The organism is Kiritimatiellaceae bacterium, assembly GCA_013141415.1.
Classification (GTDB): Bacteria; Verrucomicrobiota; Kiritimatiellia; order Kiritimatiellales; family Tichowtungiaceae; genus Tichowtungia.
The window spans coordinates 440,445-455,245 of sequence record JABFQY010000003.1; the positions used below are offsets into that span (position 1 = coordinate 440,445).

Here is a 14,801-nt window from a genome sequence, read left to right on the forward strand (position 1 = left end):
TTCACCTGATTTATTTTCATAGTTACGACCCCGGCATCACGAGCACACGGAAAAACCCGCTTCCTGACCGATTCGTCTGCGCGATGGAATACTGCATAACCGAATCATCCGGCTGCATTGATGAAAAGCCCGGCACATCCGTCCAGACCGCGTTCACCAGCGTCGTCGAAGTTTGCATCGTGTACATTTCATACGGTCGACTCTTCCAGAAAATCGTATCTGGCGCTCCACCCAAAGCCAAGGTCAGCGACGGCGCATTGGTGGCAGAAACCGAATCCGTTACCGGGCGGATATAATCCACGCCGACGGAATGGCCGTCGCCATAAAGCACCGGATCAAAGCGCAACTGGATGATTTCGCCCGACCAGTTGGTGTTGCCGCTCACGTCGAATAGATATTCCTTCCATCCGCCGCCAGCGGCAACGGCCAGCGATACGGATCGGTCGTCGCTGAATTCAGCGTCTCCGCTTCGTTTCCAGTAAAGCTGTGCGATGCTGGCGGCAACAGGATTCCCCGCGTTAGCCGTCCGGATCAGAATCCGCTGGTATAATGAAGCATTCAGCCTCATCGGCGGGCCGATTAATTGAGGATCATTGGTCGCCGCCGTCAGCACCCAGGTTCCGTTCGTTGCTCCGGGAGCACCTTGATCCGTCAGATTGGTATAACCCCATCCATCCGCTTCACCGGAGGTATTGAATTCATACGGTCTGGCAAAATTCAGCCCGTAGGCCTGCAATCCGAAATTCCTGACCTGCATCGCAACACGGCTTAATCCGGGAACTTCCCAGCCCATGTTCATACCGCCGATTTTGTAATCGGCGTAGTTAAACGAATTGGTCAAATACCCGAGCGCCCACGCTTCCTGCAATCCGGCCTTGATGTGTGGCAGAATGTCTCCGGTAACTCTTTTCCATTCTCCGGTTCGGAGCCCGGTCGTGCAGAACGGAGCGATACCAATGTTATACATCAGCTTGCCGGTACCCGCCGTCACCCCGTCACCATCCTGTGCCACAGCGAGTCCGGGAAGAGGATATCGGTCATCATACAGCGCCAATCCGAACCAGTAATAATTCCCGTAATCCGCGGTTTTCGGATTGGTCTGTAAATTTTGAACCGTGAAATAAATTAAAAAATGTGCGGCATGAAGACCGGAGGAATATCCGTTGGTGTAAATGTTCTGCGCATATAAAAGGCGGGCTTCAATGTCGATGATCAGCTCATTCAGGTCGGCAATAGACGGAGCATAGTTTTTGAACCACCCCTGCGGGTTGCTAATCCGCTGAGAAATCAAAAATGCAGGCCAGGATTCTCCACTTTTCCGGTACACTCCGCCGTACTCATTGACGGAATCAACAGCCAGAATCAGATCTCCATCTACGCTGTCTTGCGGACCTAACGCCACGGTCTTGAAGGAATTGCTCCACTGTATCGACCCGGAAGCAAGAGCCGCCGGGGACACTCCATAAATTGACTGCGTACTCCCCCACTGCGCCAGTCTCCACCATGTCTCACCATACGGTTGTTTATGCTGAATAAGCCCCTCATCCGCACCGCCAACCGGCGCAAGAATGATCACACCGTCTTGAAAATGCCGGTCAGCGATCAGTTGAACCGCCGAAGCGGACAATCCAACAATCATCCAGCCGGTCAGCCAAGCAGCCCGCAGAAAGCTGTGGTTCATTTTCATTACCACATCCTGTCACGATCATGCCTTACACAAGCACAGCTACATCAAATGAGGAATAGTCCGTCAAACAAAGATTCGCCGCGCCAAGACGCTCCTGCGGTCCGACACCGACACATTTCATGCCGGCGGCCAATGCCGCCGCGACGCCGGACTCCGCATCTTCAAAAACTACACACTCTTCCGGACTTAGGCCGATCCGCCCTGCACCGGTCAGAAAAATTTCCGGATGGGGTTTCGGGTTTTCAATGTCATTTCCGCCAATCACCGCATCGAAATATTTGCTGAGATCCAGCGCATCGAGAACCGTCTGCGCATTTTTACTTGAAGAACAGATCGCCAGCTTCAGCCCGTCCTGCTTAAGCTTCTTCAGCAAATCAATCACGCCGGGATAAAGATCCCCGTCATTGATATCCATCAGCAGTTTTTTGTAGTACTCGTTTTTTACATCGGCCAGCTGCTCTTTTTCCTTCAGCGGCATATCCACCTTATTATGATCCAGAATAACCTGAAGCGATGCGAGGCGCGGCACACCGCGACAGCCGTCATTGATCTCTTCATCAAAGGCCCAGCCTTTTTCATCCGCCAGCTTTTTCCAGCCCAGATAATGATATTTGTCCGTAAACACCACCACTCCATCGAGATCAAACAGCACACCTTTAATCTCCGGCGGCGGCGTCACCGTTGCTTGTCCGTCAGCAACCTTGACGCGCAATGTCTCGCCACGGAAAGAAAGGTTAAACGAGAGTGATTTCCAGTTTTCCGGCAGGTGCGGATTAAAGCGCAGGGTATCGCCATGCAGTTCAAGTCCGGCAAACCCATAGACCAACGCCTGCCACAATCCGCCAAAATTGCCGATATGAATCCCTGCATAGGTGTCTTTGTTGTAATCAACAAAATCAAAATTGGCAGAGAGATCAAAATAGTGCATCGCACGATCCAGCATTCCCAGCTTTGCCGCGACCAGCGCATGGATTGAAGGGCTGAGCGAAGAGCCGTGCAGGATAAACCGCTCGTAATAGTCCCAGTTTGCCTGCAAATGCTTACGCTCAAACTTCTCCGGCATCAGCGTCAGCAACAGAATCACATCGGGCTGCTTCATCCCCTTGCACTCATGATACTCAGCACCGGGACCGCCCCACTCGCCGCCGGTCACATTCCAAGTGTCTTTCAAATCATAAAAACCGTCACACTGCGGAATCAGTCCGGTCTTTTCATCCACCGGACAGTACATTTTCTCTGAGATCTCCAGCCATTTTTTTGCTTCCACCGGATGGTCGTTCAGCTTGGCGGCTCGGCACAGAACATACGCAGTCAGATAATTGGTGTAGGCATTGTTATCGGTCACCGGATGATATTCGTCCGGCCCGCCGACCCCATGAATTTCATAACGATCCTCGGCTGCATTAAAAATCACGCGCTCTGCCATGTAGCGAGCGCATTCGGTCACCACCTCTTTGCCTTTGGTTTCCAACCATTGGAAATCGCCGGAAATATCAGCATAACGCAATGCACAGTACGCCACATCGACCGTCACATGAATCTGGGTGCGGCTGCAGGTGATGGCGACCGGTGCATGCTCAAACCCTTCGATAGAGGTTTGCCACGGATAACGTGCGCCGGGACGCCCTTCCGATTTCGCATAGGCCTTGGCTCCGTCCAGCATCCGGCGGCGGTAACGGCAGTGCGCCCCCCCCCATGCTGGAAAAACCCACTGATAAAACGGCGCAAGATTGATGTCGGTATCCCAGAAAACATGCCCGCTGTACCCTTGGCCGCTTAACGCTTTGGCGCCGATACTGACACGCGAGTCGGTCTGCGGCGATGCGATGATCAGATGGAACAGTGCAAACCGTATCCGCTGCTGTGCTTTTACATCGCCTTCAATCTGAATATCCGCCTGCTCCCATAATTTTTCCCACGCTCTGGAACTTTCGGCATGACAGACATCAAACCCGGCCTCAGCACTCTTTTGAGCGAGTTCCACCGCAGACTGCTCAGGGTTTTCATCCTGTGTTGAATAGAGGGTGCTGAATTTTTCAAGCGTCAGCGTTTCGCCCTGCTTTACTTGAATCACGGCAATTTTTTTGTACCGGCGCAACTGCAGTTCATTTTCCCAGACATTGAAAAGCTTTCCGTTCACCGACAGCCGGTTTTCCAAACATTGGAAAACGTCCGTACCACTACTAACGACCACTGACTTCATCAATAGGCCGGACGATGAATTCTGAAGAACCGACTCGACGTATTCGATATTCAGCGATGCATCAATGCCGCTTTCAATCCGTACTTCGCCTGACCAGTTCTCCGGAGTAATGCTGATTTCCTGAGCGATCAGATGCCGCTGAGCCATGCTGCAAAAACGGCGGAAATGAAGCGAGGTGATCTTCCCTTCGCCATTGTCCCAGCGAACTGTGCGATGCAACGTTCCTGTTTTTAAATCAAGCGTTCGGTTGTATTCCAGCAAGGAGCCGTCCCACATGCGAAACGGTTTACCGTCAATCCAGATTTTGCAATAGAGCGGATCCGGCAGATTCTGGATGAGATAAATCTCTTCTGGTGTCGGCATCAGCTCTTCGTTAAAAATATATTTTTTACGGCAGAAGGTGTCCGCTGTGCAGAATTGTCTTTCAATCGACTTCCGGAATACCCCTGCGGCAAAGAGCCCCTGAACCTCTTTAGTTCCCAGCTCTTCATAACTGCCGCGCAGTCCCATCAAACCATTGCCGATGCAAAACTGAGTTCCACCAACCCGTTCATTAGCCGGGTGATAGACAGATTCGCAAATGAGCCACTCCGCCCCGCCATTTCTCTCAATCATACGCGCCATAAAATCCTTTATTGGGTGATTTATAAAAGGATTATTGCGCTATTCGATGCGGACGTGAATATCGTTCCGCGTATTTGATTTAATGAATTCCAAACATCAGAACCCATGTATTGATGAAGGGGTTTTCACTTCTTTGCGGAATTCAGACGGCGAAATGCCTGCGATCTCTTTAAACACCGTGCTGAGCCGGACGTCACTGCCGAACCCGCACAGGACGGCTATTTCAGTAATGGAAAAATTCGTATCCGCCAGCATCTGTTTGACCCGCTGTATCCGTTGCCGGCGGATTTCCTCCAGCGGAGTCCGGCCTAGCTCAGTCCGGAATTTACGTTCCAGCAAAGTGCGGGAAATGAAAACGCACTTCAGCATGTCTTCGACTTTAATCGGCTCAGAAACATGCTCCTGAATAAATTGAAGCGCCTTGATCACTACCGGGTCGGAAACCTGCAATACATCGGTAGATTGCCTGCTGACCAGCCCCATCGGCGGAAGAAAATGCTTTTTCTGTGCTACTTTCTTTCCATTCAGTATCTGCTCCAGAAGTTCAGCGGCATCATAACCGACCCGCTCAAACGGGGCACGGATACTCGACAGCGGCGGGTTGGAGATGTTGCACAGCAGCTCATCATTTCCAACGCCCATCACCGACACCTCTTCAGGCACTCGGAAATCGTACTGCCGGCAGAACTGAATAAACAGAAAGGCCTCCCAGTCATTGCAGGCGAAAACCGCCACTGGTTTCGGCAGATTTTTCAGCCATTTTAACTTATTGCGGTCAATGGCCTCGCACGTCCGTTTATCAATGTTATGCACCTTGGTCGGATACAGGTGAACAGAACATTCATATCCGGCCTCCTCCACCGCATAACGGAAGGCCTCCGCCCGCTGAACAGAAAATTCATGCATATCATTACCGAGAAACGCAAAGTGTTTAAATTTCCGTTCCAAAAAGTAATTGGCGGCCATGCGGCTTATCGCGTCTTCGTCCACGGTTACAAAAGGAACCGCAGGGTCATCCGGTTGCATCAGAATCGCCACCCAAGGCCGCTTGTAATTGCAGCTCTGCTCAGAAGTCGAGGCCTCTGTATCAACCACTCCGGAAATAATGCCGTCAGGGTTCCATTGGCGAAGATCCTGTTCAAGCACTGGTGAATCCGATTGCACCAGATGCAGCGTCCATAACGGGTGTTTTTGCGCAAATTTTGAAACGCCCAGTAAAATATTTTGCCCGTGCCCGTGCCACGGAACTGCGACAGCTATCTTACGCATCTTGCCCATACGAATTCAGAAGTACACCTATGACTAATCGGATGCAAAACCAAAATACCGAAACCATTAAACCAAATACGGAAACCAATATGGTTTTTCATAACCGCGTATGTTTTATTTGATCTCGATTTAACCCATATAGGAGATATTTATGAGAAAAGAATTTTCTGGCGGTCAGCCGTACTGGATATGGTCCTCTGAACAGAGCCACACAAAGCCGCTGGAACAGTCCCCTTCGCATTATGAAGTTCGTCGCTTTCGTCGCTCGTTTACACTGGATCAGACTGAAGGACTGAATCTTAACGTCGCCGTATCTGCGGACAGCCGCTATAAACTTTTTATCAATGGTATAGTGGTCGGGCGCAGTGTCGGCAAAGGCGATGTCCAGCGCCAGTTCTATGAAACGTACGACCTCACCAACTATCTGCGCCGGGGAACGAATATTCTATCCGCGCTGGTACTGGATTTTTCACCCGTAACCTGTCATCCACCGGAACTTGGCGCGCCTTGCTCCATTATAAGTCACTCCGGCGGGTTCATCCTCGACGGGGCCATACAAGATCGCGCTGGCAACTGCCTGCAAGATCTCGGCACGGACAGCCGCTGGAAAATCAGTATCGACACCAGCATGTATTTTCACAACCGGGGTTGCCCGCACGGCGGATTCGTCGGTTATTTTGAGGAACTTCATGTCGCTCATGCGCCGGAAAAATGGACCGAGCCTGATTTCAACGACTCCGACTGGCATACCGCGACTCAGCTATATCCCGCCACACGACTCGAAGATTATCGTGATGCGCCCTCCCCCTACGGACTGACCAAAACATTGATTCCACCGATGAAAGAAAGTGCGCCACGCCCGTTTACCGATATCTTTCTTCCCGGCGGAGCTGAAGCACCGGCAAACTGGAAAAACTGGCTGAACGGACAATCTGTCACGATAGAGCGCAACAGCTCCATCGAAATCATGCTGGATGCCGGTGCACTGCAAAGCGGGTTTCCAATGCTTGGAATCTCCGGCGGAAAAAATTCACAAATTACAATCATGTATGCCGAAGGGCTGCGTCTGCCGTGGTCGGTGGAAGACGCCAACATTCTCGGACGGGGTCTGGACACATCCAACATTACCTGCATGAGCAGTGGCAGTGAGAAAGCAGGCTGGACGTTGGATCGGAGAGGATCCCTTGCCGGATGGTATGATGAAATTCATCCGGACGGACGCGATTTTATTTATGAACCGTTCCATTGGCGGACGTTCCAATTTGTCAAACTGACAGTCAAAACAGCCGACACGCCGGTGACGCTGCAACCGCTGGTTTACCGCTTCGCCTCTTATCCGTTCGAGCCGTTGTATAACTTTCAATGCTCCGCCCGGTTTTTCGAACAGCTAAACAAAATATCCTGGCGCACGTTCCAGCTCTGCACACACGAAACCTTCGAGGATTGCCCTTACTACGAACAGATGCAGTATTCCGGCGACAGCCAGATTACCTCACTGCTCGCCCTCGCCGCCACAGGCGACGCCCGGCTGACCAAACAGGCTCTCTATCAGTTTTCATGGTCTCTGCGAGCCGAAGGCATCACCGAATGCCGGTTCCCGGCCACCCTGCCGGTCGTCATCCCGTCCTGGAGTCTTCATTACATCTTCATGATCGCCGACTTCTTCGATTACACCGGCGACATGGAAACGGTTCGCGATCTGCTCCCTTGCATCCGTTCCATTCTCGACTGGTTCGACCGCCACAAAGATGAGAGCGGTCTGCCCGCAAAACTGCCGCACTGGAACACCGTTGACTGGTCGCCGCGCTGGGATCGCGGTCAGCCGCCAGGCTGGGAACGCGGGCCGACCTGTATTATCAGTTCGCAATATCTGCACGCGCTGCGCGTTGCTGCGAAACTGGAAAAAGCCGCCGGACGTAAAAATTTGTATGCGGAAGAAGCGGATACCATCGCACAGAAAATCAACACGCTGTTCTGGAACGAAGAGCGCGGTCTCTACGAAGACTGCCCCGGCGGCCCTGATGCCAGCCAGTACGGCAACGCCTGGGCCATCCACGCTGGTGTTGCAACACCTGAAAAAGCTGGTCGAGCCATAACCGCCATTTTCGAAAACAAAGAACTCGATCCGGCCTCTTTCTTCGGAATTTATTTTATGGTTCGCGCACTGGAAGACGCCGAACAGTATCACCGCTTCCCGGAACTGCTCGGACGTTGGCAGGAAATGATCGACGGTGGCTTCAGCACCTGGGCCGAAGACATTGTCTATTGGCGCTCGCTCTGCCATGCATGGAGTGCTTTCCCGACGATTGAATTTCTGCGCGGTGTTCTCGGCGTCAAACCGGGCAAACCCGGCTTTGAAGAAATAGTCATTCAGCCGCAGCCGCTTGACCTCCAATACGCCAACGGTTCTGTTCCAACGCTCAAAGGAAAAGTTTCCGTCGAGTGGAAAATTGAAAATAATGAATTCAAATTATCCGTTAATGCACCAGCCGGCATTCCTCTACGGATTATTCTGCCCAGCGGAAAAACGGAAGTTACCAAGCAGGGCAAAATCACCCTGACCGAAAAAATATAAAGAGATTATCCATGAGCCTGTATTTTAAAGAGGACTGGGATTCCGCAAAAGCCATGCTGGACGGCTGGTGGAAGGGTGAAGTTCAGGATCGCTGGGCGTTGGGTGTCTGGGCTTCGAGGGAAACTGCACTGCCGGTGCCCGACGCTCCCACGGCTCCTGCGAACCACCGGGAACGCTGGCTTGATTTTCAAGGTAATGTTGCCCGGCGTGAAAAATGGTTTTCGGAAACATGGTTCGGCGGCTGTGTCTATCCGGATATAACCCCGTGTTTGGGTCCAGGCTGTTTAAATGTATTTCTGGGAACCCCGGTTGATTTTGAAGTCGAAACGGTGTGGTATCACGCAAAGCATAATGATCCGGAAAAAATTGCCGGCCTCCGTCTGGATAAAAACGATTTTTACTGGCAGTGGATGATGGAAGCTTTGGCCTGTCAGAAACAGCGCTCTGAAGGGCGGTTTGTCGTCTCAATCCCCGATCTGATCGAAGGCGCGGATACGCTCGCTGCACTTTGCGGCCCTCAGGATATGTTGATGCACCTGATTGATTATCCGGAAGCTTTGCACCGGTTGCTAAATCAGCTCGATGAGATTTATTTTGACGCCTACGATCCGATTTTTGATTTGTTAAAACTGGAAGACGGCAGCAGTTCATACTGGGCATTCAATGCCTGGGGGCCGGGCCGCACAGCAAAACTCCAATGTGATTTTTCAGCCATGATTTCCCCTGATATGTTTGCTGAATTCGTTACGCCGCATCTGCGGAAGCAGGCCGCCAGAGTGGACAATGCAGTTTACCACTTAGATGGCCCGGATGCGGTTCGTCACCTGCCGGAGGTTCTCTCCATCAAGGAAATCAAGGCCGTGCAATGGAGTTCCGGCGCAGGACAGCCTCATCCTGCCGATCGCGTATGGTGGAAAAGTGTTTGGGAACCGGTATATGCGGCCGGGAAATCCGCCATGCTTCATCATGTTCCGGCCGATGAAATAGAGCCCTTTGTTAAAGAGTTCGGGCAAGCCGGAACCATGATTACAACGACCATTGATACGGAATCAACGGCCAGGAAATTTTTGGACGAATCTTTAAACTGGAAATAAATTGATGAAAAAAACGCCCCGCGCCTTAACTGCTCTGCTGATATGCTCAGGGTGCAATGCAGCCAGTATACCGCTTTCCAACGATTGGATCATACAAGGGCTGCCATCGTCTGCCGCACACGTTGACAATCAGACTGTAAAACTGACGCCCGAACGCTGTTCGCCTTCCGCGCACGCCGCCCAGAAGATTAACGGCCCGTTTAAAGAAGGCGAACTGTTGCTTTTCTCAGCCGATGTACAGACCTTAGGTGTTAAAGATGATGCGGGAAAAAACGCGCTGAAACCATTCGACCTTAACTTAAACGCTCAAAATGTCTGTCTGGCGATCGCTCAACTGGATGAAAAAGGCCGGCTGTTAAGCCTCTGTGGATCGGCCCGGATGCTGGGAACAGAACAAACCCGCTTAGAGCTCGAAATTCCTGTCCAACAGAATGTCGCCAGCCTTGAGTTGCGACTGCTCGCCACATCGGTTACCGGAGAGATCAGTTATCGGAACATGCTTCTTGAACGCGTAATGGATACACCTCTACAGGCAACGTCCGAAGCAAAAGTTCTGACGAACAGCGTCGGCGGATGCTTCTGGCAAATCAATGGGAAAACCCAGCCGTTAGCGATGTATTTTGGCAACAACCAGTTTAATCGCGACGACCATATCCTCGAAGAAATGGACAAAGTCGTTGCTGCCGGCATTCCGGTTCTCTCCTTTAACCTCTATCTGCCGTCCATGATATCCAATACGGAACAACTCAAGGTGATTGAGCGGTTCATGAAAAAATTTCCTGACGCCTACTTTATGCCGCGTGTCTGGATCGGCCCGGGCAATGCCTACCAACAAAGCTTTCCTGAAGAAATGATGCAATACGCTGACGGACAGATCGGCGGATTCGCATCCGAGTCTTCCGAACATTGGAAGAAATTCACCGACCACAACCTGCGGGAACTCGTCAAATTCATCCGGCGCTCACCCTATGCAAAACAATTTGTCGGGCTCGCATTAATCTATCATCAAACCGGCGAATGGGTTTACTGGGATCCGCAAACCTCTGCCGGATACAGCGAAGTGACCCGGCAGGGCTTCATTCGCTGGCTGAAAGAAAAATATACTTCTCTCGAAAACATCAACACGGCGTGGAACCAATCACTCAAAAGCTATGAGGACATCCTGATTCCATCCGAAGCAGAGCGCAACACGGGTACTTTCGGGGCATTTCGCGATCCAAAAACTCAGCAACGGGAAATCGATTTCTCCCTCTTTTACAATACGGCCAATGCCGACAACATCATCCGGTTCGCCAAAACGGTCAAGGAATCTACAGAAAACAAGAGTCTTGTCGCCTCCTTCTACGGCTACCTTTTCGAACTCGCCTGGGATGAAAACTGGCCACAGCAGGCAGGCCATCTGGGTCTGGAAAAACTCTATCGCTCCCCATACGTCGACATCATTGGCGCGCCTTATTCCTATAGCCCGATCGGACGCGGCTTCGGCCTGCCAGTCGATTTGCATGCGCCGTTCGACGGCATCAATCGTCACGGAAAAATTGCCATGCTTGAGGAAGATACCTTTACACATCTCGCCAACGATCCCAAAGGGGTAGACGGATGGGTTCCTGTGATCGCTCCCGGCTATGCCAGCCGCACGACCAACATGACCGAAACGCTCGCCGTGCTACGCCGCAATCTTGGTTTAGCGATCACGCATAATCAGCTGGTCGTATGGCAGAATCTTTTCAGCGAAGGCCGTTTCAACGATCAAAAAATATGGGATATGTACAAGCCGTATCTGGAGTGGATGCAACAGCGAACAAAAACCGCAGCCCCGTTTCAGCCGCAAGTCGCTGTCATCGTGGATCCTGACAACATAACCCTTCTAAAAACCAAAGCCTACGGCATCACCGAACGCTGGCTCTACCAAATCCGCTTTTTCCTGAATCGGGTCGACGCATCCATCGGCTACTACATTCAATCAGATCTGGACAAACTTCCCGACAGCGTACGATGCGTCGTTCTGCTTAACCCGTACCGGATAACTTCCGAGAAGCAGGCTGCTCTCAAAGAACGTTTTATGCGCGATGGGAAAATGATCATTTTCTGCTATACACTCAATATCTATGACCCGACAGGAATCAACCCGGACGGAACAGGATTTTGCGGAATTAACCTTGAGCTGAAAAAAGATCCATTTACACCTGAATCACGATTTAACGGCGCATTACGGGCGGATTTGCGCGGACAAACCTTCGGTGGAAAACAGTTTGGCCTTCAGCCGGCACAACCGTACGCCCCATGGCTAGCCGTGAACGATCCGCAGGCAAGCGTATTTGCTTCGTATACCTCCGGCGGAAAAGCATCCTGCGCCCTCAAAGAAATGAACGGCTGGACATCGGTCTATCTGGGATCACCCGGACTGCCTCCATTGGCGTGGCGGGAACTTTTTAAAAAAGCAGGGTGTCACCTCTATCTGGATGATAAAGAATTTTCCACTGACTTCAAAAATCCTGACTTTATTCAGGCCAGCGGAGACTTTCTGATGATCCAATCCGCAACTGGCGGAACAAAGAAAATTCATCTGCCATCGAAAACAAGTAAAGTCTATCGGTTCGACGATTCCTCCCCGCAACTGACCGCAGAAGACTGCACTGATTTTAGCGCGAATTTCAAACCGGGTATCCCTGCCTTTTTCCTATGCCAGTAACTGCCGATTGAAAATCGGCTACGGTAGAAGTCAAAAAATGTGCAAGCGGGAGTTTCTATTGTTTGGAGGCTTTCCGTCTTACCAGTTATCGGTTCTGAAAGGCGATGCCGGAAGTCCTTCCTTATTGAAGAAGTTACCGATCGGGTTGTTGGCCCAGTTGTAGCGCACCGCCGCCGGCACCTTCACCTCCGGCGAACTGACGACCACTGTGTCAGCGGCAATCTGCGCGTCAGCCCAATGCCATTGCCTGTCTTCACCGGCAATTGCAAAGCCGGTCAATTTGTCGCCTTTGGCCGCAAGTCCACTACCGACATGATCCAAGCGAACAATCGCTTTATCCCCTTTGATTTCCAAGCCTTGGCAAAGCGGTCCGGAATAGACAATTTTTTCACCGTATGCTTTGACTCGTGCGGCCAGTGCCAGCCGCTCTCCAACCGTTTTTTTATCTCTCGGATGAATGTCGTTCGCATCACCAACATCGGTAATTACAACCATAGCCGTATTCGTCAGGCTCAGAGTCTTTGTCTGGGCTTCCCGCAGGTATGGCCATTTCGATGACGGGCCTTCAACCGGCCCGGTTTGCACCTTCATGAAATTGGCGAGCTGAACGTACAGGAACGGGAAGTCTCCTTGTCCCCAGACATCACGCCAGTTCTGAATCATCGCAGAAAAGAGTTCGCGATACTGCTCATGCCGACCGGCGTTGGATTCGCCCTGATACCAGATGACACCACGCATCGCGGCCGGAATCAGCGGAGCGATCATACCGTTGTAGAGCGATGCCGGATACCACGGGTCAATATTCGGATTCCATAATTTCGGCTTTTGACCAACCTTTTCGCCAGCGGCAGTTTTCTGCTGCCACTCGGCCAGTTTCTTATCGAAATCAGCCTGAGCCGATTCAGGTGTATAATTTTTCAGTCTCTTCAATGAATCACGCAGGTTGTCCTCCATGAAAGGAAGCTGTTCGAGCTTTTTCCAACTCGTCCATGATTCTGCCGGCGTACCGCCCCATGCACAATGAATCAAGCCGACCGGAACGCCAAGCTCACGGCAAAGCGCCCGCCCGAAATAGGTTCCTGTTCCGGAAAACTCACCGGCTGTTTCAGCGGTTGACGCAGTCCACGTCCCTTTAACGGATGCTTCAGGATGTTCGGGATTGGTTTTGTGTTCCACTTTGAAAAGACGGAGAAGCGGATAGTTCGTTGCAGCCTGAAGCTCCTCCTCGGTCTGCTTGAGCATACGCATCGTGTGATCCATGTTTGACTGGCCGGAACAAAGCCATACTTCCCCGACCAGCACATTGGTGCATTTGATCGAAGAATTTGCGCCGGTAATAACCAACTCGGCAGGTTGTGCAGAAGTGTTCAGCGGAGCCAGATCAACCCGCCAGTTTCCTGCGGTGTCTGCAACCGCTTCAACCGACTGACTGGCAAACTTTACAGCGACCTTCTCACCCGGTGCAGCGGTTCCCCATACAGGAACCTTCATTTCGCGCTGAAGCACCATATTGTCTGTAAAAACCGACGCTGGGTTAACGCCTGCCAGAGCCAACAGGGTTGAGAAAACTAACCACATCAACAACACCCATCGCTTCATAACAACCCTCCATTTGAATTAAAGACCGCTGAACTTTGACCGCTGAATTATCTAAAAGCGAAATATTTTTAAATATCCTTTGCAAACCCATATCTCAGCCGATCTGATGACTGCGATAGGCTCTTGGGCTTTGATTCATCATCACACGGAATTGCCGACTGAAATAATTACTGTCTTCAAATCCGCAACTGAAGGCAATCTCCGTGATGCTTTGAGCTGTGGATTCGATCAGTGACGCCGCATGCGCGATGCGAATCTGTAGAATGTACTGGCTCGGCGGAATGCCGATGGTCGCCAGAAAAACACGTCGAAGATTTCTCTCCGACATGTGGCCGGTTCCCGCCAGTTCCGCCAGCGTGATTTTTTTATAATAGTTCTGCTCAATATAAGCCAAGACCCTTCCGATGCGCAGAAGCTCCTCAGACGACTTTCCGGGGGTCTCTTCATACCGGCGCGAAAGAAAAATGACCAGCTGGGTGAAATATGCTACTGCCATCCGCTGGAACCCGACCGGCTTGGCCGTCAGCTCATCTGCAATCTGTTGAATCATGCGTTTGGCCTTTTCCATCTGGTGCGGCAGAAGATGCTGATGCCCGGCCAGACGCGCCTTATCACTGCTCCGCCCGATTTCCAGATTGAACATGGCATGAAAGCCGGGAATTTTTCCGATATCTCCGGCGCTGAGGCCCAGGCTGTATGGATCGAACAGAATATTAATCAGCGCCAGATCGTTGCGATTCACATATTCATGCTCCTGAGAATCCGGAATCACAAATACGTCGCCAGCCCGGATTGGACTGCTGGAGTCGCCGACCTGATGCGTACCGGAACCGCGAGTAATGAAAACCAGCTCGTGGAACTGGTGGCTATGACGAGGAAATTCCGGCTGAGGATCCCGTATGTTTACAGCCAGAGGAAAATCTTCGTCCCGGAAATAGCTTCTGTTTGTCAAAATCTTCATGGCCGAATAATCCTATTAATTGGCCTCTCATTCAAGGCGCTAATCATTCATGAGGTATATTGTTTGTCCCTAGATATGCAAGGAAAGGAACCCCGCC

Annotated in this window: 8 protein-coding genes; 3 read left to right on the forward strand and 5 right to left on the reverse strand. The window is 51.5% G+C overall.

Annotation, left to right across the window (positions count from 1 at the left end; translation table 11 throughout):
* Positions 1–22 precede the first annotated feature (22 nt).
* The 3 genes from HOO88_06090 to HOO88_06100 form a co-directional block, all read right to left on the reverse strand.
* Entirely contained in the window at positions 23–1,687 is a 1,665-nt protein-coding gene (locus HOO88_06090) for a hypothetical protein (GenBank protein ID NOU36321.1), read from the reverse strand.
* A 25-nt stretch (positions 1,688–1,712) separates the two neighbouring features.
* A complete protein-coding gene (pgmB, locus tag HOO88_06095; GenBank protein NOU36322.1) occupies positions 1,713–4,505 on the reverse strand; it encodes a beta-phosphoglucomutase in 2,793 nt (930 codons plus the stop codon).
* Positions 4,506–4,610: 105 nt separating this feature from the next.
* Complete coding sequence (locus HOO88_06100) at positions 4,611–5,783, reverse strand: DNA-binding transcriptional regulator (GenBank protein NOU36323.1); 1,173 nt, start codon at positions 5,781–5,783, stop codon at positions 4,611–4,613.
* A gap of 151 nt (positions 5,784–5,934) precedes the next feature.
* On the opposite strand from HOO88_06100, the gene HOO88_06105 reads away from it, so the two are divergent.
* Genes HOO88_06105 through HOO88_06115 form a run of 3 tightly spaced genes read left to right on the forward strand, consistent with a single transcriptional unit; the run spans position 5,935 to position 12,144 of the window.
* Positions 5,935–8,358, forward strand: a complete 2,424-nt coding sequence (locus HOO88_06105; protein NOU36324.1) for a hypothetical protein — start codon at positions 5,935–5,937, stop codon at positions 8,356–8,358.
* Between the two features lie 11 nt (positions 8,359–8,369).
* Positions 8,370–9,452, forward strand: coding sequence for a hypothetical protein (locus HOO88_06110; GenBank protein NOU36325.1), 1,083 nt, complete (start codon positions 8,370–8,372; stop codon positions 9,450–9,452).
* Between the two features lie 4 nt (positions 9,453–9,456).
* On the forward strand, positions 9,457–12,144 hold the full coding sequence (locus HOO88_06115; protein ID NOU36326.1) for a hypothetical protein: 2,688 nt from the start codon (positions 9,457–9,459) through the stop codon (positions 12,142–12,144).
* 78 nt (positions 12,145–12,222) lie between these two features.
* On the opposite strand, the gene HOO88_06120 is transcribed toward HOO88_06115, so the two are convergent.
* Positions 12,223–13,743: a sialate O-acetylesterase gene (locus HOO88_06120; protein NOU36327.1), complete on the reverse strand. Its 1,521-nt coding sequence runs from the start codon at positions 13,741–13,743 to the stop codon at positions 12,223–12,225.
* Positions 13,744–13,837: 94 nt separating this feature from the next.
* Entirely contained in the window at positions 13,838–14,704 is an 867-nt protein-coding gene (locus HOO88_06125) for a helix-turn-helix domain-containing protein (protein ID NOU36328.1), read from the reverse strand.
* Positions 14,705–14,801: the final 97 nt, after the last annotated feature.